Raw genomic sequence first — 26,913 nt, forward strand, 5'->3', positions numbered from 1 at the left:
GGTAAATAAAAACCTCATGACGAGGTTTTCTTAAGGTTATTTCTCTGTCAGCTTCACTTCTGTAATCGCGTCCACGTTGTGGGCCATGGCATTGTTTAACGTCTCGCTGGCGGTGGTCGCGTCGCGATTCTTCAGTGCCATAAACACTTTGATATGTGCTTCAACACTTTCCAGCGTGATCCCCAGTACCCGGTTTAACTCTTCAAGGTAATGGATATAAATGTTCTTCAGCGACTCCATCACATGGATGAAGACCTTGTTATGCGACGCCTTAACGATTGCCAGATGGAAATCATAGTCGGCCTGCGAATATTTCTTATAGTCGTCTTTGCTGACCAGCATGCGGTTTAAGGCCTGCTCCAGCTGGCGGATGTCCTCATCCGTCGCCTTCTCTACCGCCAGGTCCATACAGCGGAATTCCACGGTCTGACGAAACACCCGCATATCATCAAACTCTTCCTGCGACAGGTGCAGGATCGGCTGGTTGTCACTGAACGCGCCATAGCGGGCGATCTCACGGGTGACGTAGGTGCCCTTGCCCTGATGGGTGATCACCACGCCCAGATCGCGCAGCTTCTGCACGGCACTGCGAACGCTGACGCGGCTGACGTTAAAGGTCTGCGTCAGCTCTGACTCGGAAGGCAGCTTGCAGCCGGGCTCCCAGACGCCGTCCTGGATATTCTGTTTCATTTGCTCGTAGATAACGTTCACCACGTTATGCTTCTGCACGCTTTCCAGTGTCACGTCTTTCCCCTGTTGCTGGTTAATGTCGCCATTCTATTCTGCTGGCTTGCTGATACCAGCAAAACAGCATGATTGACGTCGACCATCAGCTTGTCCTACAAGTCCGAATCTCTTTTTAGCACTCCCAATATCTCTCTGGCAAGGAATAGTTTTTCACTGTGCCAGACTGTGAAGTGAATCACAAAACCGCCTCATCACCCTGTTTTTACAGGCTATATTCAAGGCATAAAGTGGCCACACCACAGATTATTGTGATCGGGGCTACAATTTCTTAACCTGTAGATTGCTCAACTACCTCGCCTCACGTAGATCTAAAAACACAACTTGTTAGTCATGTTACATGAAGTTTTTCAGGAGTGATTATGTCTTCACTGTTCTCTCTCAGCGGCAAAACCGCGCTGATTACCGGTTCAACTCGCGGTCTGGGACTGGCCTACGCACAGGGACTGGCCGCTGCCGGTGCAACGGTCATTCTGAACGGCACGCAGGAAAGCCATATGCAGACGGCGCTGGCCACGTTGAAGGAACAGGGCGCCAATGCGCATGGCTTCCTGTTCAACGTGGCGGATGAAGACGCGGTCGAAGCGGTGTTTAAGGAGCTCGACGATCGGGATATTCATGTCGATATCGTGATCAACAACGCCGGCATTCAGTTCCGTCAGCCGATGCTTGAGCTGGCGTTAAGTGACTGGCAGCGCGTGCTGGACGTAAACCTGACCAGCGCCTTTCTGATCGGCCGAACCGCCGCCCGACGTATGGTATCCCGCAAAACCGGCGGCAAAATTATCAATATCGGATCGCTGACCAGCGAGGCCGCCCGCGCCACGGTGGCGCCTTATACCGCGGCGAAAGGCGGCATCAAGCTGCTGACCAAATCAATGGCCGCTGAATGGGCACAGTACAACATCCAGAGTAATGCAATTGGTCCCGGCTACATCCTTACCGATATGAACCAGGCGCTGGTCGATAACGTTGAGTTCGATCAATGGGTGCGCAACAGCAACCCCTCCGGCCGCTGGGGAAAACCCGATGAACTGATTGGCACCGCCGTGTACCTGGCGTCTGACGCCTCTAATTACGTCAACGGCCAGATCATCTATGTCGATGGTGGCTGGCTGGCCACGCTGTAACCGTCTCACGAGCACAACATAATAATCCCGCCAGGCAATAAGACCTGGCCTCGTGCCCTACCGTTCGAAAACGCCGAGGTACTACCATGAACCAGACCCGTGCAGGGACATTGCCCGCCAGCCGCTGGGGGAAACTGATCCCCATCGCCTTTATCACTTACAGTCTTGCCTATCTGGACCGCGCCAATTATGGCTTTGGTGCGGCGGCCGGACTGGCAGAAGATCTGAATATCACCCCAGGCATCTCTTCTCTGCTGGGCGCCCTGTTCTTCCTCGGCTACTTCTTCTTTCAGGTGCCTGGCGGGATTTATGCGGAAAAGCATTCGGCAAAGCGTCTGATTTTCTGGAGCCTGATCCTCTGGGGGATACTGGCTGCGGCCACCGGTATGGTGCACAACATCGCCCTGCTGGCGGCCATCCGCTTCCTGCTGGGTGTGGCGGAAAGCGTGGTGATGCCGGCGATGCTGATCTTCCTCAGCCACTGGTTTACCCGCGCGGAACGCTCCAAAGCCAACACCTTTTTGTTCCTTGGCAACCCGATTACCGTGTTGTGGATGTCGATCCTCTCCGGTTACCTGGTTAATGCCTTTGGCTGGCGCGGAATGTTTATTATCGAAGGGGTGCCCGCTATCCTCTGGGCCTTTATCTGGTGGGCGGTGTACGCCGACCGACCGCGCGATGCTAAATGGCTGAACGACAGCGAAAAGCGAACCATCGAAGAAGCGCTGGCGGCTGAGCAGGAAAATATCAAACCGGTTAAAAACGATCGGGAAGCGTTTCGTTCACCGAAAGTGCTGGCGCTGGCCTTTATCCACTTCTTCTGGAATATCGGCATGTACGGTTTCATTATGTGGCTGCCGTCGATGCTCAAATCCGCATCCGGGCTCGGCATCGTCGCTACCGGCTGGCTTTCTGCCGCCCCTTATGTGCTTGCCATTCCGCTAATGCTCGCCGCATCCTGGTTCTCCGATAAATTCCAGCAACGTAAATTAATTGTTGTGCTGTTCCTGGGACTGGGCGCCGTCTGCTTTATCGCCTCGTTCAGCATTGGTGCGTCGCACTTCTGGCTCTCCTGGGCACTGCTGGTGATCGCCGGCGGCGCAATGTACACGCCGTACGGTCCGTTTTTTGCCGCCATCCCTGAAATGATCCCGCGCAACGTGGTCGCTGGCGCCATGTCCTTTGTGGTGTGCTTTGGTGCGCTGGGTTCCTTCGTCGGCGCGTGGATTGTCGGTTATCTGAATGGCGTCACCGGCAGCCCGGATGCGTCTTATGTCTTTATGGGCGGATCGCTGGTGTTTGCAGTGCTGCTGACCGCTCTGACCCGGTTCAGCAGTCAGACGCCGGTCGTGGCGAAAACCACGTCAGCTTACTGACCACAGGGAGGTAAAAATGATCATGAAACCGACCCGTTCACGCCTGAGCATTTTGATGATGCTGTTTGTGGTGACCGCGATAAATTATATGGACCGCGCCAATCTCTCGGTGGCCGGTTCCCATATTCAGGGACAATTTGAGCTGTCCCCGACGCAGCTCGGACTGCTGTTCTCGATGTTTACCTGGTTTTATGCCATGAGCCAGATCCCGGTGGGCTATATTCTCGACCGGGTAGGCTCCCGGATCCTGTATGGCAGCGCTATCGTGCTGTGGAGCGTCTTCACCTTTGTGATGGGCTTTGCGTCTCACCATATCTTCGCCACCGCGACCGCATCCTTTGCGATGCTGCTGGTCTGCAGGGCGTTAATTGGCGTGGCGGAAGCGCCCTCGTTCCCGTCCAATACCAAGATCATTGCCAGCTGGTTCCCGGACCATGAACGGGCGCGCGCCACGGCGTTTTACTCCAGCGCGCAGTACATTGGCCTGGCCTTATTGACGCCGTTACTGTCGTTTATCGTGGCCGAATATGGCTGGGAAGCCTCGTTCTATCTTTCGGGCGGCGTGGGAATTATTTTTGGCATCTACTGGCTGATTGCCTACCGCGATCCGCAGGACAGTAACAAGGTTAACGACGCCGAGCTGGCCTACATACGTGACGGTGGCGGTTACGGCTCGGCCAATCAGCAAGGGGGGAATGACAAAGTAAACTGGGCCAGTGTTAAGCACATTCTGCGTCAGCGCACCGTCTGGGGACTGTTTATTGCCCAGTTTGCGGCCTCCTCCACACTCTATTTCTTCCTGACGTGGTTTATTGTCTATCTGGAGAAAGGACTGGGCTTATCAATTGCCAAAGCCGGTATCGGCGCGATGTTTCCTTACCTGATGGCGATGGCTGGGGTGCTGTGCGGTGGAACCCTGAGCGATATGCTGCTGAAAAAAGGCCACAGCCGCACCTTTGCCCGCAAGCTGCCGGTGATGGCCGGTTTGCTGGTGACGACGTCGATCGCGCTGGTGAATTTCTTCCAGCACAGCCCGACCATCGCCATCGCCATCCTGTCGGTGGCCTTCTTCGCCAATGCGTTTTCCAATCTGGGTTGGGTGGTATGCAGTGATGTGATCCCCCGTCATTTGATTGGCACCATCGGTGGATTTCTCAACATTTTCGGTAACCTTTCCGGGATTATCAGCCCGATCGTGATTGGCGTGATCCTGCAACGCACGCAAAACTTCCAGTACGCCATGTGGTATATCGCCGCCGTGGCGCTGATCGGTTTTCTCGCCTACTTATTACTGGTGGGTAAAATTGAGGTGATTTCGCTACCGGACGATCGGGGGCAAGAAAAAGAGCCGCAGAAACCGTTCAAAAACCCGTCCAAAGCCTGAGGATTTGTTATGAAGCAGAAAGAGATAGTTGCCAGCGTGGTCAGTGCCGCGCATGACGTCAGCAACCAGTCGCGCACCATTGAATGCGCGGATGACCAGGTGCTGGTACAGGTTGAACGCGGCGGGATTTGTGGCTCGGATATTCACTATTTCCAGCATGGCCGTGCGGGGATGTCAGTGCTGAAAGAGCCAATGACGCTGGGCCACGAATTTGTTGGTCGCATTGCGGAAGCCCCGGCAGACAGCGGGCTGAAGGTCGGTCAGCGCGTGGCGGTGAATCCATCCCAACCCTGTAACGCCTGTGAATTTTGCCTGTCGGGTAAGCAGAACCTGTGTCGCACCATGAAATTTATGGGCAGCGCGCAGTTCTTCCCGCACGTTCAGGGCGGCTTTGCCAGCTTTGTCGCGGTCAGCCCGGCGCAATGTGTGCCCTATTCCGATAAGGCCGATGCAAAGGTGATCGCCTTTGCCGAACCGTTGGCCGTGGCAATTCATGCGGTACATCAGGCGGGTGACCTGGTCGGCAAAAAAGTGCTGGTGACCGGTTCCGGGCCGATTGGCTGTCTGGTGATTGCGGCAGCCTTTGCGGCAGGCGCTTCAGAGATTATCGCCACCGATATGAGCGATCGTTGCCGTGCGCTGGCGTTAGAAATGGGCGCCTCGAAAGCGGCCGATCCCACCGATGGCGAGGTCACCGGTAAATGGCAGGAAAACAGCGGCTATTTTGACGTCTGCTTTGAGGCATCTGGCGCGCCGGCGGCCATTGCTTCCACCGTGGGCTTTACCCGTCCGAAAGGTCGGATTGTTCAGCTCGGCATGGGTGCCGCGACGGTTGACTTCCCGCTGGGGTTGATGCTGGTGAAAGAGATTGAGCTGGTCGGTTCATTCCGCTTTATCAATGAGTTCGACATTGCCGTGCGCTGGCTGGAGAGTGGTCGCATTAATCCTCTGCCGCTGCTTTCTGCGGTGTTCCCGCAGCAGGACGTGGTGAAAGCGCTGGAGATGGCCAGCGATAAAAGCCAGGCCGCCAAAGTCCAGCTGACCTTTAGTTAATGCTGACTGCCCGGGATCGCCATCCCGGGCACTCTCTGCAGGCATGAAATACGCGTTCTCACAGAATTCTAACTATGTTTGAAATTCTCGATATATCATTTTATTTTAAAAGTAAAACATTTGGCATGTCGCAGTGATTATTTTTAAGCATGAAATTAGCATAAACTGCACCAATAGCACCGGTCATTAAGGACTTCTCTTCGCTAAGGTTATTCAAGTCCAGGTCAACAGGGAACCGAGACGAGAAATCTTCTCGTTGTATTATAGTATTTCCATAAATCCCATGACATAAGGATTTAGCACTATTAACACCTCGGGCGTCGGCAGTTTTAAAATAATGACTAATATCAGACTCTAAAATATCCATAATTTCACCTGAAATATTCAGGCCTTCTGCTCTTATTGCCTGGCGGGACATATATATTCCTGGGGCCCCATTACACCAAGCATTGAAGTCAGTATCATTATCATGAAACTCAACCCCTTTCCAACCCGATTTTATTTTGAAGCGTTTTTCATAATTAAGAGACTTAAGAATTAACGTGTTAATGTCCTTGCGATTCAAAATGTTATTTGCAAGTACAAGCGAATAAGCAATGCCTGAATTACCATGCGAGAAACCCGTCCATTTCTTCCCCCATGTAATGCATTCATCATCAATTTTTTTTGAACTACTTAATATTTGCCCTGCTAAATATGATATTATGGATAGCAATTTGTTATTAGGGGATTTAGAATATACTCTACAACATAATATTAGGATCCCAGAAGCACCACTAATAACATCAAACTTTTTATTCCTATTAAACAATGAAATGACATTTTCTAATCTTTTCATAAAGCGTTCAACGTGTTCCGTGCCAAAGTTTTTCACAAACAGATAGTCAATGTATAAAAGCCCTCCATTGGACTCGAAGATACCATAAGTATCGCCTTCCCTTTGCGCATCCGCTTTCTCATAAAGATTGAATAAAGCATTTTCTTTTAAAAGCGTTGGGGATTCTATAAAATCACACAACTGAATTATCATTGGGCCAGCAAGGCCGTCATAAAGATCATCATTCCTTTTAAGGATCGTTGTTGCGCCAAAGTAGTCTTTTTTAACACCCAGCCATACATCATTTCCATTATGTTTGACTGCACTCCCCTTAAGGAAGTTGATGTATTCCTGATTATCGTTACTACTTGTATTCAGAGGCTTTACTGATGGTAGCAGTGACCATAAGGACATATTCAAAAGATGCCGCTGATACAACATTGCATGAGTGGAGGCTTCATTATTAAGATGTTTTTCATTAAGTTCTTTGAAGGTATATAGTTTTTTGAAAAACTCCGAATTTTCATCAAGTTCAATTTTCGTTTTGTCCCCGAGGAAAAACTCACCATTAAGTATGTCATAATAGAAAATTGGAATTATATTTTGATAAATAGACTGAAACTCATATTTAATTATCTCTATGGGCTTTGTTTTATCATACACTGCACATGCTATAAAGAGCGATCTAAGTTTAGGGAAAAGCGTGTATCTGGGATGACTTGAAAAATTAATCACATCACCGTAGTATTTGCTCGATCTCAAAAGGAGACGTCCAGGTAACTCTTTTTTATTGATTAGAATGCTTATAATTTTTATGTTTTTACTAAAAGCATTCATCATGCACTCAAATCCTTTGGCAACGGATTTTCTTAACTCACAATTTGATATGTCAGACCGATATCTTACAGGCCTGTTATGGAAGTTGGGGATCTTAACAGTTTGCTTGCCCTTGATGATTTCATTATCTTCATCAATGTACAAAACCTGTTTTTCAACCTCACCATTGAGATCTCTTTCACCGATGCCGCAAGTGAAGCGATCAACTGTACTTCCAGAAAGGCCTGGAAGAATGCAGGTAGTAAGGACTGAATTTGAGAAATCACTGGTCTTTATTACGCCAGAAAAAATACACTCTAAATCTACAAAGAAGGGAATATCATTTGAACATATAATGTTTTCGAAATGAAAGTCACCTGCATTAAGCATATGGAATAGCCCTACGGCTGCACCAATGTTTTCATAAAAACGTGAAATTTCTTCAGATGACAAACTGTCTTTAAAGGTTATCTTTTCATGCCAACTATGTGTAACCCTATCAATGCATTTAGGAATGCCAATTTTCAAATATCCTAGATCATGCTTTAATAAATCCAAAAGCTCACAAACAATGAGTTCATTTTTTGCAGTCCGTGGTTTATAAATAATCTCAAGTGAGTTAGTAAACACTATCTTTGAGACGCATTGGCCAAAAGAATGGTAATCACCCATTGAAATGTCGATTTTTGATACTCTGTAATCTGCCATATCAAAATTTCTGGCAACGATTTCTTTATCAGAAGCAAGGTTATGCAAAACATCGGTAAAAGAATACATCATATGCCCAGCATAAGATGTGACTTTATCAAGCAGTGAAGGATAGGTAGTAAATAACTTATCCCAGCTATCCATCTTATTTTTAGTTGATGCATTCATTTTAGAGATGAAAAGGCACAACTGCCGAATATCCTCAGGCAATTTAATTTTAATCTGATTATAAAAATCATTTTCTAACGCATCTAAATTATGGCAAACATCCCTAAATTGATAAAGAAAAGATTTTACCTCATCGGCTATTGCGTTTGTTAAAGTATCTTTAAAAACACATAAGAAATCATTAGCATTATTTAGAGAAAGATCATAATGATAAAATCGATCGCGAATTCTTTCTCTATTGGCTTTAACAAATAAAGTCTCAGGGTGAATAGTCTCTTCGCATTCAAATCCCCCCCCTACTACCTCACTATAAATATCTTTGGCTTCAGGATATTTTTTGAGGATGGCTTCTAATGTTTTCGTATATGCATTCATATTTTCAGGCGCCATTTTATAAAAAATGGGGTTGGATTAATCAACCCCATTTAATTTCAACAATTAATAAAGCGTTGAAGTAATGATGCTACAACAACCCAGTTCGGTACACATGAAGTTTTCCTGATGATGCTTGACTGACTCTAATGAGTCTTCTACATTACCGAATTCTTCAAGATTGCACTCTAAAATCTCATTGGTCTCTGCGTTAATTTGTTCCATAATAATCTCCAGTAGTGGTTGGTTTTTAAAAAACGTGGTTATTTAAAGGCTTCTATTAACCTCATCATGTAAAAAATGAAAGTAATACCTCCTTTATTTTGCATTCAGCTTTTCAGTAAGTTTTTTCTCGATAACCGCATATACATCATCGAAGTTTTTTTCTAAAAGTTCAGACAACCGTTGATCATTCTCATTAACCTTCGGCGCTAACCGGCTGATGATGGTGCACGTTTGAGCCGTTATGAAATAGATAGGGTTCATATTGCTATCCTCTAATTTTATCAATTTGGACTGATGATTAATCAGTAGCGAACTCATTTCTTGTAGAGAATTTAATGTACTCAAATGAAAAAATCCATGGCAAAATCCATTAATGAGAAATTTATGATATTTAAAATCCGAATGATTTTTTTATGAGAGTTTCATGAAAATTTCATGAGAACAATGCACCTAAAATCAATAAGTTATCTTCTCACGCCCTAACCACATCCCTGAGGTGTTTCTTTCGGTCGCCGACTTGGAGATAACTCATTTTGATTTAACGGGTGATGATCTGGCTTATTTCATCCATTATATTGGTAAAAGATAATTACTCAGATTACGATCGGGTAGGATAAAGGAGGGAGATTAGCCAGTCAGCTATATATGGCGATTCACTCGGAGGATTTGGATGTCGGGGAAAAAGGAAGTTAAAGGCTAATTGCCCATTGATTGATGATATCTGCCCGGGATCGCCATCCAGGGCATTTATATATATATTGCCTTGATTTTTTAGCGGCACTCCACCACCAGTCTGCCGCGCACCTTTCCGTCCAGCAGCTCAACGGCTCTCTCCGCCACCTCGTCCAGCCTACAAACACCGGCAAGACCGGCCAGTTGTTCTGGTGACAGTAAAGACGCCAGCCTTTGCCAGACGGCTGCGCGACGCTCTGCCGGATAGCGTACGCTGTCGACGCCTTTCAACGTCACGGCACGCAGGATAAAAGGCGCGACGCTGGCAGGCAGATCCATCCCCTGAGCCATGCCGCAGGCGGCAACCGCGCCGCCGTAATTCAGGCTGGCACAAACGTTACTCAGCGTATGGCTGCCAACGGTGTCCACCGCCGCGTTCCAGCGGGATTTTTGCAGCGGCTTGCCGGGCGCGTTCAGCTCATCGCGGTTGATGACCGCAGAGGCCCCCAGCGATTTCAGCAGCCAGTCATTTTCCTCAACCCGCCCGGTCGAGGCTTCAACGGTGTAGCCCAGCGCCGCAAGCAGGCTGATGGCAAAACTGCCCACGCCGCCCAACGCGCCGGTTACCAGCACCGGACCTTGCTCAGGAGTGATGCCACAGGCTTCCAGCGCCTCCACACAAAGCATGGCAGTGAAACCTGCGGTGCCAATCGACATCGCCTGTTGCGTCGTTAAAGAAGATGGCAGCGGCACCAGATGCTGGCTGGCGACTTTTGCTTTCTGCGCCAGACCACCCCAGCTGCTTTCGCCGACGCCCCAGCCGGTCAGCAGCACCTTATCGCCCGGTTTGAAATCCGCGCTGTCGCTTTCACTAACCGTGCCGGCAAGATCAATACCCGGCACCATCGGGAAGGATTTAAGGATTGGGCCGCGCCCGGTGATGGCTAACGCGTCTTTGTAATTCAGCGAGGAGTATTCAACGTCAACCACCACGTCACCCGCCGGAAAGGCCGACAGCTCAAGGTTTTCGATGCATGCCCGATAGCCTTCGTCATCTTTACGGACCATAAGTGCTTTAAACATACTGACTCCTTTCAGACCGTGGGTCTGTTTTAATCAGAAAACACAGCAGGCCAGGCCTGCCAGAAAGTGATGAATAAACAAGACTGTTCTGCATTATCCGCTGCCAGTCACTGAATGCTACCCCGATCTGCTACAGTTGGGGCACCGGTTTTTTTTCTTCACTAAAGGGAAAGCATATGGAAACCTCAAAACAGGCGCTGATTATCGGTGCTTCACGCGGCATTGGGCTGGGTCTGGCCAACACCCTGGCGCAACGCGGCTGGAAAGTGACGGCCACCACCCGAAATAACGCCCCCCTTTCCGATTCAGGCATTTACTGGCTGACCGCCGACATCAACGAGCCCACCCAACGGCAGACGCTGAAGAATGCCATTGAAGAGCAAACCTTTGACCTGATCTTCGTCAACGCCGGTGTATTTGGGCCGGATCATCAGGATATCGAACAGGCCAAAGATGATGAGCTGGCCACACTGTTCCTGACTAACGCCATCTCCCCGGTGCGCTGCGGCATGGAATTACAGCCGCTGCTCTCTTCAACCGGCGTACTGGCGTTGATGACCTCTCAGTTAGCCAGCCTGAACGAAAATACCAGCGCAACCTACCCGCTCTATTCCGCCAGCAAGATGGCGCTGAATATGCTGTCCCGCACGTTAGCGGCCAAACTGAGTACCGGTCAGACGCTGTTAAATGTTCATCCGGGCTGGGTGCAAACGGATATGGGCGGAGAAAACGCCACTCTCACCATCAACGAGAGCACCAGCTGCATCGTCGATCAGCTGCAACTCTGGTCAGGCAAAGGCGGCCATCATTATATTGATTACGCCGGCAAACAGCTTAGCTGGTAGCCAATGACGCTTTCTGAATAATCGTCATTCTTTCCATTCGTAATGTTATTAATTTGTAATGCCGAAGTTTAATAATTTCGGCATTGCAGACCATCACGTTTAATTTGAACTCCTGGATTTTTCCTGGGTCTTAAGCTGGGATGTGACCGATTATTTAAGGTAGATGTTATTAATGACTGGAAGCGGTCAGGTCAGCGGAGCTGACTGCCGGTAGAAAAGGAGTGTATTCTACCGAGTGATGGAGTCATTAACTGAGGGATTTAGTGATGTACTACAGAGATGAAGTTATACGTTATTTGCAGTCTAATAATATCCTCGCATTAAAGCTGGACCACGCAATGTCAGGTGTTGGTAGTGCCGTATCAAATAAGATTCATTTGATAGGGGCAGGTGCGAAACGTGCCTTGTTCTATACATCTTGTTTTACTGAGGAGTATCAAGATGTTTGTCAGCGTCAGATGACCGAAGATATCCGATTTAATAAAGCTGTTTTTTACCTTATACTGCATGGTGATGTGATCTATGCAATGCTGGAAATATATTTTGAAATAATATTTAGAGATAAAACATCTGATCAATTAGAACGTATAAAAAAAAGGTTAATGGCAGTAAATGTGCACATAGCAGCAAACTCACTTACAAAGGCAGGATTCGCATTTGCGGTTGCCTCAATTGTCGCCGTCGGTACAAAATTAAGTTTCAATGTCAGCGCCTTAACCGGTTACAGGATGGCGGGTTTACTGGAAGGCGTTGGGATGTATGGCGTCGTTCAGAAAGCGGCGGAGAGTGCCAATAAACTTCATTATACCCACCCTGCTTATTACGCATCACTTTACTCTCAAAATTTGGAAATGATGTACTTCCTGATCGAACCCTTGTTCGAACGGGCAAATGCTTACTGGCAATCAGCGTCAGATGAAGAGATTGCAAACCTCATCATCAGGATGATTCGATAACCATGAATAATCTAATCAAAAGACTATTTTTTCGGATATCAAGGTCACTACTTACTGATTATGGCCCCTCCGTGCTGACAATCATATTTGCACTAGTTAAGGAGTTTTTATTTCCTAATAGCCCACTCTGGCTGATACCCATTTTCTTCCTAGTAATGGTATATATTTTCACCCGAAACGTGAAAGGGTAAGGTTCTAACGTTCAGCATAACATTAAATTAACTTTATAAGGATATAACTTGTCTACTCCTGCGCATTTATGGCTTGAAGATGAAAATGGTTCGCCAATCATTGGCGGTTGTTTAATGCCGTTGCGTTCAGGCTCTATTGAGCTAAAGTCTTTCTCTCACGGCGTCACCATTCCTGTCGATCCAAACTGGGGAAAACTCACCGGCACACGCGTCCATCGGGCTATTGAAATTGTGAAAGAATTTGACCAGGCAACGCCAATTCTATATCGCGCAGTATGTGAGGGACGCACGCTGAAAAAGGCCACGATCAGGATGTATCGAATCCTTGAGTCGGGTATTGAGGCTGAATATTTCAATATCATTCTGGAAAACGTCAAAATCACCACGATTTCACCTTACCTGTATCCCGGCGGCATGAGCAGCACGCATCAGGAAACGCTCGAACTTCGTTATGAAGCGATTACCTGGAAGTACACGGACTCCAATATCATCTACCGTGACACCTGGAACCAGCGTGTCTGTGCATGAGAACACCTCAGGCTGTTCGGTATAATTAAAATTACAGTCGGATTAAATAAACATGACTAAAATCGACTTAAAGTGGTTTTTAGAAAAAATGGTATTTTTAAGTTGTATTCTTGCACCAATATTGTTAACAGTTTTCATAGCGCTATTTATTGGATGCTACTTTTATACACTGACTATTGCCATTGTTGGCGTATTAATTATATTGGTAATCATTATGGCTGTTTTTTTCATCCAATAAATAAATTCGCTCTGGCAGGATGGCTAACTTCTTCCTGGCGCTTCGCTCACGTTAATTCTATAAGGATAGTTTGTAATGGAAACCTCTACACACACGCTTTCTGACGGCATTGTCCTGACGCTTCGCTCTCCTGCGAACAGCCACAACACTCCGGTGATTATTCTGTGCCATGGCTTCTGCGGTATCAGGGATATTTTACTGCCTGATTTTGCAGAAGCATTTACCCGCGCCGGATTCGCGACCATTACCTTCGACTATCGCGGTTTCGGCGATAGCGATGGTGAACGCGGACGTCTGGTACCCGCCATGCAGATTGACGATATTATTGCTGTTGTGAATTGGGCCAAAGCGCAGCCCTCGCTGGACGCACAGCGTATTGGCCTGTGGGGAACATCATTTGGTGGCTGTCATGTATTTGGCGCCGCAGCCAGAGAACCGGCCATAAAATGCATTGTCAGCCAGCTGGCCTTTGCGGATGGAGAAGAGATCGTTACAGGAAAAATGAATGACTCAGATAAAGAGGCGTTTCTGTTAACCCTGAATAAGATGGCTGAAAAGCAGAAGATTACCGGAAAAGAGATGTTTGTTAGCGTTAACCGCGTTTTGAGTGATGATGAGTCAAAAGCTTTCTTTGAAGAAAACAGGTCGCAGTATCCCAGGATGGATATCAAAATACCCTTTCTTACCGTACGAGAAACCCTGCTGTATAAACCTGCCCTGAATGCGGCACAGGTCACCTGCCCGACGCTGGTAGTTATCGCCGGCGAGGACCGGGTTAATCCACCTGAGCAGGGGCGCGCGTTGTTTGAAGCGGTCGGTGCTAAAGAAAAAAGGTTATATGAGCAAGCCGATGCCCGTCATTACGACATCTATACCGGCGAGCACTTTAAGCAGGTAATCGACGTTCAAACCTCATGGTTTAAAACCCACCTGTAATACCGCTGAAATCGCACGGCGGGATGAACATCACCCGCCGCGTTGAAAACGTATCGCAATTTGAAGCCCAACGTTAAACCGTAAACACCGTGCGTGCAGCGCTGTCATCCGCTTCCCAGACCTCCGCTACGCGTGACAACGTCACTGGGTTGGTGGCGAGCTGGAATCCAGCCGGTACGGCGGCTTTCAGCAATCCTTTCAGCGTACGCAGTAATCCCCGATCGGACACGCTGCCCAATCCGCTGCCCATCAGGGCGATTGCCTTTGAGCGCAGAATTGCGCTGGATAAGGTGATCTCATTGCCGCTCATTGACCCGACCTGCACAAAGCGCACTGGCTTGCCGTCTTCCGCCATTTTTGCGGCGGATGTCAGCAACTGCCCGGCGGACTTGCCCCACAGATAATCGATCACCACATCGACACCCTGCGCAAACTGTTCGCCGAACTGTGCGTTTAACGCTTCCTCTTCCTGCGTCAGCGGGATCACCACATCTGCCCCTAACAGCATCAGTTGCTCCAACACGGCGGGATTGCGTCCGGTAGCGATAATCTTTTTGGCCCCGAGATAGCGGGCAATCTGCACCGCCAGCTTGCCCGATATGCCGGTTGCGCCATTGATCAGCACCGTTTCGCCGATCTGCAGCTGCGCCCGTTCCGTTAATGCCGCCCAGGAAGACATTCCGGGATTGGCAATCGCGGCCGCAGTTATGTCGTCCAGATCATCCGCCAGCGCGATGCACTGAGCGGCCGGCACTAAGGTCTGCTCTGCCATGCTGCCGTAAGGCGCTACCGGCTTGATAAAATAGACCCGCTGCCCATCGTCCTGAATACCCACGCCATCAATACCGGCGATAAACGGGTATTGCCCGCTGGCGCTGTAATGGTTGCCTGACGCGCGATTTTTTACCAGATGACTCAACGCCGCGGCTTTCACCACGATCCTTTGAGCATTGTCCGTGGCGACCGGTTCTGCAAAGTCCCCGTAAACCGGTAACTGCCCTGCTTTTGTTACTATGGCTGCTTTCATGAATTTCCCTCTGTCGGTGCATGAATAATTAGGTGTATAATGCACACATTAAATTGGAGGTCGTATGTCGTCAAGCAATAATGTGCAAAATACACATATCAGCCAGCAGTTGCATAAGCTGCATCGGGCGATACTGGAAATTGTCGCGGTGATCAACCGCCCACAGGGCGATGAGGTGCTGATTAAAGAAGCCGGGATCAATCTGGAACGCGCCCTGTTCCCGTTACTGGTGGGAATTGAACGCTTTGGGCCAATTGGCGTGGTGGAACTGGCGGAACGGGTTGGGCGCGATTACACCACCGTCAGTCGCCAGGTGGCCAAGTTAGAGAACAGTGAACTGGTAGAGCGTCGCCCCAGCGAAGCCGATCGTCGGGTCCGAGAAGCGGTTATCACGCCTAAAGGCAAAACCATGACCGATCATGTTGATGCGGCGAGGGAAAGAATGGCGAAGGAGATCTTCGCCAGCTGGCAGGAAGAAGATGTTGAACAGCTGGTCAGGCTGATGAGCAAGTACGCCACGGCGTTGAAGAGCAAGATTGCCTGACCGGCCCCCGTTTACCGGTTGTGTTGCGCCAGCACGCTGGCCTTCATTCTTTTCACCGCCGCATGCGGCGCGGTCAGTACCGGCACCGTCACCTGTGCACGGACGTCCGCCGCGGCGCGTGATGTGGAGAAGTGCGCCAGCATAATCACATCACAGTGAGCCAGCTCGTTGGCTCGGGCCGCCACCAGCCGGTTATGCCCTTCCGCATCCCCTTTTTTCATCAGATCGATGGCATCCGCCACCAGCAGCGTGGTCAGCGTCGCTGATGAACCATGTTCAGCGACATAGTCATTAAACTCTTCGGTCATGGTCTCAACTGACGGGCCGAAGGTGGCCAGCATGCCAATATTTTTCCCCTGCGCCACCGCTTCATGAAACATCGCTTCATTGGGCTTCAGCACCGGGATCGGCACGCTGTCTGCCAGCCTGTCGATAGCCGGACCAAATGCCGAACAGGTAATCAAAATTCCGTCGGCCTGCATGTCATAGCCGTACTGACCCAGGCGGACAAAGCGTTCAATCATGGATTCACTCAGATCCGACGCTCTGGAACGATCCAAAGACAGGCCATCGTCGAGCAGGTTTATCAGCTCGGCTTCTGGCCACTCTTCTTTGAAAGCCGTATGGATCGGCTCCATGGCAACGGGTGTGGCATGCAGTAATACAATTCGTGTGGTCATGACTGACTCCGGGTTGGCATTCGTAAGCGTGATACTAATGTAAGGGCTTACAAATGTTTCTGTAAAGTGAAGTGGATCACATAAAAGCACGCGGTTAGCGATAAGGTGTTATTGAAATGTTAGTGAGTATTGACCAGAATTGATAGCGCTTACAAAATAAATTCCACTCCGGCAAGGCAGGTTCCTCCTGTCTGCCGGGACGCTACTGACGGAGTGTGAGAACGCCTTATGACATCACCTGCCAACTCTTCATCTTTACCCAATGTCGCTGCCGCCAGTCCGGCAAAGGCTGACAGCAACCCGGCGGTAAAAAAACTGCCGCGCCACTTCCGCGATCTGCTGGCGCTGGATGATTTTGAACGCCACGCCCGCCGCCGTTTACCGAATATGATCTACCAGTATGTCGCCGGTGGCGTGGAAACTGGCCGGGGCATCGCCGGCAACTTTGAGGCGTATCAGCGGTATGCCTTCCTGCCCCGCATGTTCCGCGACGTCTCCGGACGCGACCAGCGCACCACCCTGTTCGGCCATACGTATCAGCACCCTTTTGGCGTGGCGCCGTTGGGCGGCGCGTCGTTTGTCGCCTATCAGGCGGATGTGGCGTTAGCGAAAGCCGCCCGCGAGATGAATGTGCCGATGATCCTCAGCGCGTCTTCGCTGGTGAAGCTGGAAGATGTTCATGCGGCCAACCCCGATGCCTGGTTCCAGGCCTATCTGGCCGGCGATCAGCCGCGCATCGATCGTCTGGTCGATCGGGTTGCCGCTGCAGGCTATAAAACGCTGGTCGTCACCGGTGATACGCCGATGTTGGGTAACCGTGAACACAACACCCGCAGCGGCTTCAGCATGCCGATTAAAATCACGCCAAAAGTGGCGTTCGAAAGCGCCATGAGCCCACGCTGGCTGCTGGGAACCGTGGCGCAAACCTTTTTGCGCCACGGCGCGCCGCACTTTGAAAATACCGATGCCGAGCGCGGGCCACCGATGATGTCGAGTAAAGTGCGAAATACCCAGGCGCGGGACAAGCTGAACTGGAAAAACGTCGAAGCAATCCGTAAAAAATGGCGCGGTAATCTGGTGGTTAAGGGCCTGATGTCGCCAGAAGATGCCTTTATCGCTCGTGACCTCGGCGCGGATGCGGTGATCCTCTCCAACCATGGCGGTCGTCAGCTGGATTACACCTTCCCACCGCTCTATTCGCTGGAAGAAATTGCCGCGAAAAAAGGCGCGATGAAGGTGATTATCGACAGCGGTATTCGTCGCGGTACCGACGTGATGAAAGCGATGGCGCTCGGTGCAGACTTTGTGTTTCTTGGCAGACCGTTCCTGTATGGCGCAGTGATTGGCGGCCAGGCGTGCGTCGAACATGCGATGCATATCCTGCGCGATGAAATTGACCGTGACCTGGCGCTCATCGGCGTGCGCACCCCTGGCGAGCTGGACAGCAGCTACCTCCGTCGTATGCCCTGACCTGTAAGGAAATTGACCATGACTTCTGCACTTCCGATCCGCCTGTTCAACGTGCTGGCGATCCGCGCCCCCTTTGTTGAACTGCAGGCTGAATGGGAACGACAGCATCCTGATAAACCGCTGCTGATTGACTGGAACCCGACCACGGTGATTGAGGAGAAGGTGGCCCGCGGCGAACGGGCCGATGCCACCATTGTCACCGCACCGGCGATGGACAAGCTGATCGCTGACGGGCGGATTGTGGCCGCCAGCCGGGTAGAACTGGTGGATTCTCAGGTGGGCCTGGCGATGCTGCCCGATGCCAGGGTGCCAGACATCAGCAGCGTTGAGGCGCTAAAAACGGCGCTGCTTAGTGCACGCTCGGTGGGCTATTCGCTGGCCGGTGCCAGTGGGCTTTATTTCCAGACGCTGCTGAAAACCCTGGGGATAGAACAGCAGGTGAACGCGAAAGCGACCACTATACCGGAAGGCTTTACCGCCAGCCTGTTGCTGGAAGGCAAAGCGGATATCGCCGTGCAGCAAATCAGCGAGCTGTTGATGGTGAAAGGCATCAAGGTGATTGGACCGCTGCCGGCTGGTGCTGAAAAGGTGCTGTCGTTTTCCGGCGGCGTGTTTACTGAGGCCGCCAATCCAGAGGGTGCTGCACTGTTGCTGAACAGCCTGCGGACCGGGGCGGCCCGCAAGGCGTTTGAAGGTTTTGGATTACAGTGGCGTAACTAGCCGAACGTTACTTGCTTACCACGCGGGGCGCCGAGCCAGTGCTGCCGCGTACAATCAATTCCGGTTTCAATATCGTCTGTCGCACGCCGGTCTCGCCGTTTAGTTCTGCCAGCAAAAACTCAGCGGCGCGCACGCCAATCTCATCCAGCTCGACCCGCATGGTGGTCAGCGGATGCTCCAGATGTTCGGAGTATTCATAGTCATTAAAGCCGGTGATCGAAATATCGTTGGGGATGCGCAAATAGCGCTCGCCCGCCGCCCGCATCGCGCCAAACGCCAGCAAATCGTTACCGCAAATCACCGCCGTTGGCGGATTGGGACCATCCAGCAGCTGGAACATCGCCTGACGCGCATCGTTCATTGAAAACGCGCGGTTAAACAGATTGCGATCGTCAAGGCTCAGGCCCGCCGCCGCCAGCGCCTGACGCGTGCCGGTGATCCGATCGGAAACGCGGTCGTTTGACGGCGGCGTACCGACAATCACGCCGAAATTTTTATGCCCCAGCGCCAGAAGATGTGCGGTCAGCTCGCCCGCCGCCAGCTCATTGTCATAGCCCACGCTGGGATAGCGCTGGTCGACCGAGAAAGTCTGAATACAGGGAATGTTCTGCTGGGTGATCCGATCCCACAACTTAGGATGGTGCGAATTCCCCACCAGCATCAGCGCATCAATGCCGTACTCCACCAGCTTGTTCACTTCCTTCAGCTCGGTGTCCGGATCGAAGTCAGAATTCGCCAGCAGCATCGTATAACCCGACTGGTGGATCTGCTGCTGGAAGGTCGCCAGCGGGCGGGAAAACGTCTCTGTTGCCAGCGTCGGCACCACGGCGCCGATGGTCATACTGCGGCGCGAAGCCAGCGTTCGTGCGGCCCGGTTGATCACATAGCCCAGCTCTTCACATGCCTGCTCGACCGCCTCGCGGCGCGACTGCCTGACGGTGGTGCTGCCGTTCAGCACCCTGGAAACGGTCGCCGTGGAGACCCCCGAACGCAGCGCAACATCTTCCAGTGAAACCCTCGACGGAGGTAAAGGCTTATCGGACATGATCGGACTCCAGGCTGAAATTAGTGACGTCGTCCACAAAGTTTGCAGACAGGCAAAGATTCATTTTGAAAGCGCTTACTTTTAGCTTGATTGATTTTTGTAATCGCTTACTTTTAACATCATATTATCAAATATAGCGTCTGGTTTCACCAAATGATAACAACGAGCCGTGCCGGAGCACCCTCCTCTGACACCGGCCTCGCCCTTAAAAGCACCGAGATAATAAAGGAATTCACCATGCGTAGATACCCACGGGTCCGCTGGCTGATGATCGCGTTTTGTTTCCTCGCCATCGCCATCAACTATATAGACCGCATTAACCTGGCCATCGCGGCACCTCACATTAAAGCGGATTTGGGGCTGGATGACACCAGTATGGGTCTGATCCTCGGGGCTTTTTTCTGGACCTATGCCCTGATGCAAATCCCGGCGGGTCGTCTGATTGACCGCGTGGGTGCCCGTACCGGCCTGGCGATTGCCGTGGGCTGGTGGTCACTGTTCACCGTGTTTACCGCCTTTGGTAAAGGCTTCACCTCAATTTTCGCCTCACGCCTGATGCTCGGCCTCGGTGAATCCGGTGGCTATCCGGGCTGCGCAAAAGTGGTCTACTCCTGGTTTGCTAAAAAGGAACGCGCCACCGCCAGCGGGATCTTCGATGCCGGTCCGCGTGCGGGCAGCGCCATCGCCCTGCCGCTGGTGGCCTGGCTGATCAGCACCTGGAACTGGGAAACCTCGTTTATCGTTACCGGTGCGCTGGGGCTGATTTGGGTCGGCGTCTGGCTGGCGTTCTACCGCGAACCGGAAGAGATGAAAGGTCTGGACGAGCAGGAGCGCCAGAATCTGCTGGAAGATCGCAGCGTGCATGTGGTCGATAAGAGTGAAAAAGTGCACATCGGCGCCCTGTTCCGTTACAGAACGGTGTGGGGAATGATGATCGGCTTCTTCTGTATGAACTTCGCCACCTACTTCTTCGTCACCTGGTTCCCGACCTATCTGACCATGGCGCACGGCTTCTCCCTGAAAGAGCTGGGTACGCTGGGCGCGATCCCTGCGCTGATGGGGATCCCCGGCAGCCTACTGGGTGGCCTGGCCTCCGACTGGATGTACCGCAAAGGCTACTCGCTGACCACCGCGCGTAAAACCTGTCTGATTGCCGGCATGTTGCTGTCATCGGTGATCGCCTTTGCCGCCTTTACCGACAGCATTGCGGTGATCCTCACCTTGTTCTCGCTGACCTATGCCGGACTGGCCTTTACCGCCGCCAATATCTGGACCTTACCGGCCGATGTGGCGCCAAGCTCCGGGTACGTGGGCACCCTCGGCGGCATCCAGAACTTTGCCGGCAATCTGGCGGGCATCGTCACCGCCTCCTTCACCGGTTTGATGCTGACGCTGAGCCACGGCTCCTTTGTCATCCCGTTGCTGGTTGCCGGTGGGATTTGCCTGTTCGGCGCCTTTAACTTCCTGTTCATCATGGGCAAGGTTGAGCCGCTCGAGCTGAAAAAAAAGCCCGAGGTGACTAACGCTATCCCTGCCGACCGTCAGGCCTGATCCCATAACTCTAACGACGGCGGCTTCGCTCTCCCCTACAAAGGCAAGGATTGATCATGAAACGCACTATTTACGCAGGCGCACTGGTCTCAATGATGGCGGTCAGTGCAGGCGCTCAGGCGGAAAGCCTGCTGTATGTTTCCAATGCCGACAGCGGCACGGTAACCGGCTATCAGCTGGATAAACAGCAGATGAAACTGCTGCCGACCGGAACCTTCCCGGTGGGCAGTAAAGCGATGTCTTCCGTGGTTTCCCCGGATAAGAAAAAGCTCTATGTCTCGGTGCGCAGCAAACCTTACAGCGTGGTGGTGTTCGATATCCAGCCGGACGGCAAGCTGATCAAAGCGGGACAGTCGCCGCTGCCGGAAAGCATGGCCTATCTGTCGATGGATAAAACCGGGCACTATCTGCTGAGCGCCTCTTACGGTGGCGATCTGTTCAGCATCAACCGCATCCAGAGCAACGGCCTGGTCGAGGCTAAGCCGGTGCAGGTGGTGCATACCGGTAAGCGCGCCCATGCCATTCAGGTCGACCCGACCAATCATTATCTGTACGTCACGCTGTTGGGCGCTGACCAGCTGCTTCAGTACCATTTTGATGCGGCAACCGGCCACGTCACGCCAAACACGCCGCCGTTTATCAATATTCAGAGCGAAGCCGCCACCGGCCCGCGCCACTTTGTCCTCGCGCCGAAGCGGGACCGGCAAGGTAAGCAGAATATGTACATCCTGACCGAGATGGCGGGCAACATTACCCGCCTGACGCTGAATAAGGATGGCACCGCGACGCCGGTGGAAGACGTCAGCTCGGTGTCTCCAAAAGAAGAGCTGCAGCGTGGCGAAGCGCGTCCGTTAACCGGTGATGACGACCTGCCGCCATCGCATAAACCGCGCATCTGGCAGGCCGACCTGCACCTGACGCCGGATGGCCGCTATCTCTACTCGACCGAGCGCACCAGCAGCACCCTGTCATCCTTCTCCGTCGATGCTGAAAACGGGCATTTGAGCTATCTCACCAGCATCAAGACCGAGCAGCAGCCTCGCGGGTTTGCCATCGATAAAACCGGGCGTTTCCTGATCGAGTCGGGTCAGAAATCCACCCAGCTTTCGCTGTACACCATCAATGGAGCAACCGGTGAGCTGACGCTGGTCGGGCGCTATCCGACCGGCAAAGGCGCCAACTGGGTGACCATGGTCGAACAATAAACATTCATTGGGGCCCGGCGCGCTGTTTCTGGCCGGGCTGCGTCTGAACTAACTGGAGTCATTATGAAACGTTCAACCCTTTCCGCCCTGCTCGCTGCGGGCTCGCTGGCGCTTTGCGCTATCCCAACCAGTCAGGCCGCCGAACAGGTGATTGCCACCAATCTTGAACCGCTCCATCACGTTATCCTTGAGAACCAATATGTCACCGTAATGCGGGTGATGCTGCGTCCGGGCGAGTCGACGATGTTTCATGAGCAGCATCTTGATTATGTGAATACCCACGTTAACGGCAGCCTGGTGAATATCTCCTACCCGGACAAACCGGCTAAAGATACCGAGATGAAAAGCGGCAACGTCAAGTTTGGCGCGCATCAGGGCAAATCCGAGACCGATAAGGTCACCAATACCGGCACCACGCTGAATCATCAGGTTTCTTTTGAGATCAAACAGGCCGGTCCGCTGAATTTTGGCGGCGCGACCCGTCCCGCCTTGCCGTTATTCCAGCAGGTGCTGGATCAGAAAACGGTGAAAGGCTGGAAGGTCACGCTGCAACCCGGTGAAAGCACCACGCTGTATACCCAGCATGGCCCCGGCGTCAGGGTGTTCTTCACCGAAGGTCGCCTGCTGACCGCCATTCCCGGCCAGCCCAATCGCAACAAAGAACAGTGGATCCATCGCGGTGATGCGATGTTGACCCAGCCTGGCAAAATCGAATTAACCAACGGCGGCGAGACCCCGCTGATTTTTAACGATTACGAACTGCTTTAACCCAGAGGCGCACGCAGAGGCGCCCTTTGCACCCTGTATAAAAAAAACCGTTTTCTTTTTTAAGGAGCATGTCAGGTGAGACGATTATGTCTGCCTTTCGCCATCAGTCTGAGCCTGCTGTCGGCCGCCAGCGTTGCTGCGCCGCCGTCGCCCGATCTGATAGCGAAAGGAAAAATTCTCGCGACCGCAGCCGACTGCGGGGCTTGCCACACGTCACCTCACCAGGGTGCACCGATGGCGGGCGGAGTCGCAATCTCCTCCCCAATGGGCAGTATTTATGCCAGCAACATCACCCCTTCACTGAGCGAGGGCATCGGCCACTACAGCGAGGCGGATTTCGCCCGCGCCGTGCGGCAAGGGATCAACAAGCAAGGGCAACATCTCTACCCGGCGATGCCCTATCCCTCCTATGCAAAAATCAGCGATGACGATATTCACGCGCTGTACGCGTATTTTATGCATGGCGTAGCACCGGTTGATGTCGCCCCAACCCACACTGCGCTGCCTTTCCCGTTCAGCATCCGCAGTTCGATGGCGGTGTGGAACCTGATGTTTGCCGGAGACAAACCCTGGACGCCGACGCCTGGCGCCTCGGCTGAAGTCAATCGCGGCGACTATCTGGTGAACGCGCTGGCGCACTGCGATACCTGCCACACGCCGCGCAATGTGCTGATGGGGCAGCAAAACGATCGGGCCTTATCGGGAGGCAGCCTTGGCAGTTGGTACGCGCCCAATATCACCCCCGATCCGCAATCCGGGATCGGAAACTGGTCAGCTACCGAGCTGGCTCAGTACCTGAAAACCGGGCATGTTGCCGGCAAAGCACAGGCCGCCGGTCCAATGGCGGAAGCGGTGGAACACAGCCTGCAATACCTGTCTGACAGCGATATCCAGGCGATGGTGGCGTATCTGCGCCAGATCCCCGCCGTCAGCAACGGCGCGGTGATGCCGAGGGACAGCTACGGCGCGCCGTCAGAAACTGAGCAGCAGGTTCGTGGCCAGAGCGGCACGGCCGATGCTGGCTGGACGGTATTCAGCGGCAGCTGCGCCAACTGCCATCAGCCTGATGGTCAGGGCAACGCGCGTTACCCGTCGCTGTTCCACAACTCCGCCACCGGTGCTGAAAATCCCGATAACCTGGTCTCCGCCATCCTGTATGGCGTGCACAGGACGGTGAACGGCGAAGGCATTTCCATGCCGGCCTTTGGACCGGATGCCGATTTCACTACCCGCCTGAGCGACAGGCAGATTGCCGATGTCAGCAATTACGTGCTGAAAAATTACGGCAATCCTCAGCTGACAGTGACCGAGGCGCGGGTGAAAACCCTGCGTGAAGGCGGTGACACGCCGCTGCTGGTCAGGCTGACGCGCCCTGCGGTATTGGGGAGCGCGGTGGGAGTTGTGCTGTTGCTCGGCCTGATGGGTGTTTGGATCAGAAACAGGAGGCAACATGCCCGCAAATCGTAATACACCCGCCGGGATTAGCCGTCGCCGCTTGCTGCAAGGAATGGCGGTGCTGTCTGCCAGCGCGGTTTGCGCCTCGCTGTTTCCGGCACAAATGGCCAGAGCGCAGCAGGCCGTCGACAGCGGCTTTGCGGGCCTGTCGGCCTTTTTAGTCAGCCGCCCAACCAGCCCGATCCTCAGCCAACGCTACTATCAGGCGTTACAACGTCACTACACCGACTTTCCGTCACGGCTGGCTGCGCTTTCGGACACCCTGAAAACGCATAATTTCGCCCATGTGGATGACTTTTTACAGGCGGTTAAGCCGGATGATGCCCTGTACCAGACGGCGGCATTGATCATCGGCAGCTGGTACACCGGCGTGGTTGGCGAAGGCGCGGACAGCGAGCTGATCGCCTATTCCGGGGCGATGATGTACCTGCCCACCCAGGGGATTCTGGTGGTCCCGACCTATGGCGGCGGCCCAGATTCCTGGGGTAGCAAGCCCGTTGACCCGCAGACAGAGAAAGGAGCAACAGCATGAACAAAGTCGATGCCGATGTGATCATTATTGGTTCCGGCGTGATGGGCGGTCTGGTGGCAACCCAGCTGGCGAAGGCGGGAAAATCGGTGATTATCGTTGAGGCCGGTCCGCGCATTAAGCGCCAGGACATAGTCGAACGCTTCCGCAATTCGCCGTTCAAAATGTCGCTGACCAATATGAAGCTGCAAGGGGTCGGTTCGCCCTATCCCGACCTGCCGCATGTGCCGTCCACCTACGGCGAGTATCTGCAACAAACCGGCCCGGTAAAGTATCCGACCAAATACCTGCGGGTGGTCGGCGGCACTACCTGGCACTTCGGTTCCGCCCTGTGGCGAATGATCCCTAACGACTTCCGGCTGCAAAGTCTGTATGGCCGCGGCCGGGACTGGCCGTTTGGTTATGACGAGCTGGAAAGCTGGTACGGCAAAGCGGAAGCGGAACTCGGCGTGTCCGGCATGGATGGCCAGGATGAGAGTGGTCACGGTGGCCAGCCCTGGCCGCCGCGCTCCACGCCTTTTCCGATGGTCGGTCTGGAGCCGAGCTACCTGTTTAAGCGGCTGTCGGAGCTGTTAGGCAACGGCGGCTACAACCCGGTGATGGAGCCGAACGGACGGGCCACGCGCCCTTACGGTAAGCGTCCGGTCTGCGCCGGGAATAACAACTGCAACCCGGTCTGTCCGATTGGCGCCAAATATGATGGCTCAATGCACATCGACGAGGCCGAACGGCACGGCGCGCAGCTGCTGGATAATTCGGTGGTGTATCGCATTGAGGCCGATGATAGCGGGAAAATCACCGGCATCTGGTACAAGAAGCCGGACGGTTCTGAGCATCATCTCACCGCACGTTACTTTGTGCTGGCGGCGTATGGCATCGAATCACCCAAGCTGCTGCTGATGTCCACCTCCGAACGTTATCCGAACGGCATCGCCAATGGCTCCGATCAGGTCGGCCGGAATCTGATGGGCCATACCGGGATCAGCATGAACGTGATGATGAAAGAGGACGTCTGGCCGGGTCAGGGACCGACCGAGCTGCTGGTGTACCTGAATAACCGCGATGGCGCGTTCAGGAAGAATTTCCCCAGTTATAAAATCAAGGTGCGCAATACCGTGCCGACCGCCGACTATGCCGCCGGGCTGATCAAGAAAGGCGTGCTGGGCTCGAAGCTGGATCAACAGCTGAAAACCCTGTCAGCGCGGTCGCTGAACTTTGCCATCGATTTTGAAACGCTGCCGCTGGCCGAAAACCGCATTGTGCCCAGCAAAACCAAAAAGGATGCAATTGGCCTGCCGCTGCCGGAGATTTACTACAGCGTCACCGATTACTGGCATGCCGGCAAAGCCGAAGGGTTGAAAGATTTCGATAATTTTGCCCGTCTGTTGAATGCCGACGTGTCAAAAATCGATACCGGCTATCAGGATCGTCAGCACATTATGGGCACCACCATTATGGGCAACGATGCCAAAACCTCGGTGGTCGACAGCAACTGCCGGACCCACGATCACCCTAACCTGTTTATCGCCGGGACCAGCGTGATGCCTTCAGCCTCCTGCATGAACCCGACGCTGACCGGCGCGGCGTTAAGCCTGCGGCTGGCCGATCATTTGCTGAAGGTGGTGAAGGTATAAGGTTTCGCGCATAAAAAAACCACTCCGGTCAGGAGTGGTTTTT

At 52.6% G+C, this 26,913-nt stretch carries 25 protein-coding genes; 17 read left to right on the plus strand and 8 right to left on the minus strand.

Translation table 11 applies throughout. The annotated features are described in order from the left end of the window. Positions 1 to 36: 36 nt before the first annotated feature. The gene (locus tag E2F51_RS18305; protein ID WP_134824180.1) at positions 37 to 744 is read right to left on the minus strand and encodes a FadR/GntR family transcriptional regulator; all 708 of its coding nucleotides are present in this window, start codon (positions 742 to 744) and stop codon (positions 37 to 39) included. Between the two features lie 362 nt (positions 745 to 1,106). On the opposite strand from E2F51_RS18305, the gene E2F51_RS18310 reads away from it, so the two are divergent. The 4 genes from E2F51_RS18310 (at position 1,107) to idnD (ending at position 5,687) form a co-directional block, all read left to right on the plus strand. Then, entirely contained in the window at positions 1,107 to 1,874 is a 768-nt protein-coding gene (locus E2F51_RS18310; protein ID WP_134824181.1) for an SDR family oxidoreductase, read from the plus strand. A gap of 86 nt (positions 1,875 to 1,960) precedes the next feature. Next, positions 1,961 to 3,250 (plus strand): MFS transporter, encoded by a 1,290-nt coding sequence (locus E2F51_RS18315; protein ID WP_134824182.1) that lies wholly within the window; start codon positions 1,961 to 1,963, stop codon positions 3,248 to 3,250. A 22-nt stretch (positions 3,251 to 3,272) separates the two neighbouring features. Further along, positions 3,273 to 4,634 (plus strand): MFS transporter, encoded by a 1,362-nt coding sequence (locus tag E2F51_RS18320; RefSeq protein ID WP_134824913.1) that lies wholly within the window; start codon positions 3,273 to 3,275, stop codon positions 4,632 to 4,634. A gap of 9 nt (positions 4,635 to 4,643) precedes the next feature. Further along, positions 4,644 to 5,687, plus strand: coding sequence for an L-idonate 5-dehydrogenase (idnD, locus tag E2F51_RS18325; RefSeq protein ID WP_134824183.1), 1,044 nt, complete (start codon positions 4,644 to 4,646; stop codon positions 5,685 to 5,687). A gap of 100 nt (positions 5,688 to 5,787) precedes the next feature. On the opposite strand, the gene lanM is transcribed toward idnD, so the two are convergent. The 4 genes from lanM to E2F51_RS18335 all read right to left on the minus strand — a co-directional run bounded on the left by lanM (position 5,788) and on the right by E2F51_RS18335 (position 10,548). Beyond that, entirely contained in the window at positions 5,788 to 8,571 is a 2,784-nt protein-coding gene (gene lanM / locus E2F51_RS18330) for a type 2 lanthipeptide synthetase LanM (protein ID WP_167738414.1), read from the minus strand. Positions 8,572 to 8,634: 63 nt separating this feature from the next. Then, entirely contained in the window at positions 8,635 to 8,793 is a 159-nt protein-coding gene (locus E2F51_RS23880) for a hypothetical protein (RefSeq protein WP_013202246.1), read from the minus strand. Positions 8,794 to 8,886: 93 nt separating this feature from the next. Beyond that, a complete protein-coding gene (locus tag E2F51_RS23885; RefSeq protein ID WP_013202247.1) occupies positions 8,887 to 9,054 on the minus strand; it encodes a hypothetical protein in 168 nt (55 codons plus the stop codon). 510 nt (positions 9,055 to 9,564) lie between these two features. Then, entirely contained in the window at positions 9,565 to 10,548 is a 984-nt protein-coding gene (locus E2F51_RS18335) for an MDR family oxidoreductase (protein ID WP_134824185.1), read from the minus strand. Between the two features lie 176 nt (positions 10,549 to 10,724). Here E2F51_RS18335 and E2F51_RS18340 point away from each other — a divergent pair, with 176 nt between their 5' ends. From E2F51_RS18340 to E2F51_RS18360, 4 genes are all read left to right on the plus strand, one after another. After that, positions 10,725 to 11,393: an SDR family oxidoreductase gene (locus E2F51_RS18340; RefSeq protein ID WP_134824186.1), complete on the plus strand. Its 669-nt coding sequence runs from the start codon at positions 10,725 to 10,727 to the stop codon at positions 11,391 to 11,393. Positions 11,394 to 11,659: 266 nt separating this feature from the next. After that, positions 11,660 to 12,349: a hypothetical protein gene (locus E2F51_RS18345; protein ID WP_134824187.1), complete on the plus strand. Its 690-nt coding sequence runs from the start codon at positions 11,660 to 11,662 to the stop codon at positions 12,347 to 12,349. 239 nt (positions 12,350 to 12,588) lie between these two features. After that, a complete protein-coding gene (locus tag E2F51_RS18355) occupies positions 12,589 to 13,068 on the plus strand; it encodes a type VI secretion system tube protein TssD (protein ID WP_134824189.1) in 480 nt (159 codons plus the stop codon). Between the two features lie 313 nt (positions 13,069 to 13,381). Next, positions 13,382 to 14,242, plus strand: a complete 861-nt coding sequence (locus tag E2F51_RS18360) for an alpha/beta hydrolase (protein WP_134824190.1) — start codon at positions 13,382 to 13,384, stop codon at positions 14,240 to 14,242. Between the two features lie 73 nt (positions 14,243 to 14,315). On the opposite strand, the gene E2F51_RS18365 is transcribed toward E2F51_RS18360, so the two are convergent. Continuing rightward, positions 14,316 to 15,269: a zinc-binding alcohol dehydrogenase family protein gene (locus tag E2F51_RS18365; protein WP_134824191.1), complete on the minus strand. Its 954-nt coding sequence runs from the start codon at positions 15,267 to 15,269 to the stop codon at positions 14,316 to 14,318. Positions 15,270 to 15,333: 64 nt separating this feature from the next. On the opposite strand from E2F51_RS18365, the gene E2F51_RS18370 reads away from it, so the two are divergent. Then, entirely contained in the window at positions 15,334 to 15,813 is a 480-nt protein-coding gene (locus E2F51_RS18370) for a MarR family winged helix-turn-helix transcriptional regulator (RefSeq protein ID WP_013202253.1), read from the plus strand. An 11-nt stretch (positions 15,814 to 15,824) separates the two neighbouring features. Here the strand turns inward: E2F51_RS18370 and E2F51_RS18375 are convergent, their stop codons facing one another. Beyond that, positions 15,825 to 16,493: an aspartate/glutamate racemase family protein gene (locus E2F51_RS18375; RefSeq protein ID WP_134824192.1), complete on the minus strand. Its 669-nt coding sequence runs from the start codon at positions 16,491 to 16,493 to the stop codon at positions 15,825 to 15,827. Between the two features lie 228 nt (positions 16,494 to 16,721). Between E2F51_RS18375 and E2F51_RS18380 the strand changes: the two genes are divergently transcribed. Together E2F51_RS18380 and E2F51_RS18385 are read left to right on the plus strand one after the other, a co-directional pair. Continuing rightward, complete coding sequence (locus E2F51_RS18380) at positions 16,722 to 17,963, plus strand: alpha-hydroxy acid oxidase (protein WP_013202255.1); 1,242 nt, start codon at positions 16,722 to 16,724, stop codon at positions 17,961 to 17,963. Between the two features lie 18 nt (positions 17,964 to 17,981). After that, positions 17,982 to 18,683 (plus strand): substrate-binding domain-containing protein, encoded by a 702-nt coding sequence (locus E2F51_RS18385; RefSeq protein WP_134824193.1) that lies wholly within the window; start codon positions 17,982 to 17,984, stop codon positions 18,681 to 18,683. Positions 18,684 to 18,690: 7 nt separating this feature from the next. On the opposite strand, the gene E2F51_RS18390 is transcribed toward E2F51_RS18385, so the two are convergent. Next, a complete protein-coding gene (locus tag E2F51_RS18390) occupies positions 18,691 to 19,728 on the minus strand; it encodes a LacI family DNA-binding transcriptional regulator (protein WP_105758922.1) in 1,038 nt (345 codons plus the stop codon). Positions 19,729 to 19,965: 237 nt separating this feature from the next. On the opposite strand from E2F51_RS18390, the gene E2F51_RS18395 reads away from it, so the two are divergent. The 6 genes from E2F51_RS18395 (at position 19,966) to E2F51_RS18420 (ending at position 26,870) form a co-directional block, all read left to right on the plus strand. After that, positions 19,966 to 21,279 carry an MFS transporter gene (locus E2F51_RS18395; RefSeq protein ID WP_013202258.1) on the plus strand — a complete coding sequence of 438 codons (1,314 nt, stop codon included), beginning with the start codon at positions 19,966 to 19,968 and terminating at the stop codon, positions 21,277 to 21,279. 56 nt (positions 21,280 to 21,335) lie between these two features. Beyond that, entirely contained in the window at positions 21,336 to 22,484 is a 1,149-nt protein-coding gene (locus tag E2F51_RS18400; protein ID WP_134824194.1) for a beta-propeller fold lactonase family protein, read from the plus strand. 63 nt (positions 22,485 to 22,547) lie between these two features. Further along, on the plus strand, positions 22,548 to 23,252 hold the full coding sequence (locus E2F51_RS18405) for a hypothetical protein (RefSeq protein WP_134824195.1): 705 nt from the start codon (positions 22,548 to 22,550) through the stop codon (positions 23,250 to 23,252). A 75-nt stretch (positions 23,253 to 23,327) separates the two neighbouring features. After that, a complete protein-coding gene (locus tag E2F51_RS18410; protein WP_134824196.1) occupies positions 23,328 to 24,719 on the plus strand; it encodes a c-type cytochrome in 1,392 nt (463 codons plus the stop codon). Beyond that, on the plus strand, positions 24,703 to 25,239 hold the full coding sequence (locus E2F51_RS18415; protein ID WP_134824197.1) for a sugar dehydrogenase complex small subunit: 537 nt from the start codon (positions 24,703 to 24,705) through the stop codon (positions 25,237 to 25,239). Before E2F51_RS18410 ends, E2F51_RS18415 begins: the two co-directional genes overlap by 17 nt. Then, positions 25,236 to 26,870, plus strand: a complete 1,635-nt coding sequence (locus E2F51_RS18420) for a GMC family oxidoreductase (RefSeq protein WP_134824198.1) — start codon at positions 25,236 to 25,238, stop codon at positions 26,868 to 26,870. The genes E2F51_RS18415 and E2F51_RS18420 overlap by 4 nt, the downstream gene beginning before the upstream one ends. Positions 26,871 to 26,913 lie beyond the last annotated feature (43 nt).

This window comes from Erwinia sp. QL-Z3, from assembly GCF_004551645.1.
GTDB classification, from domain to species: Bacteria; Pseudomonadota; Gammaproteobacteria; order Enterobacterales; family Enterobacteriaceae; genus Erwinia; species Erwinia billingiae.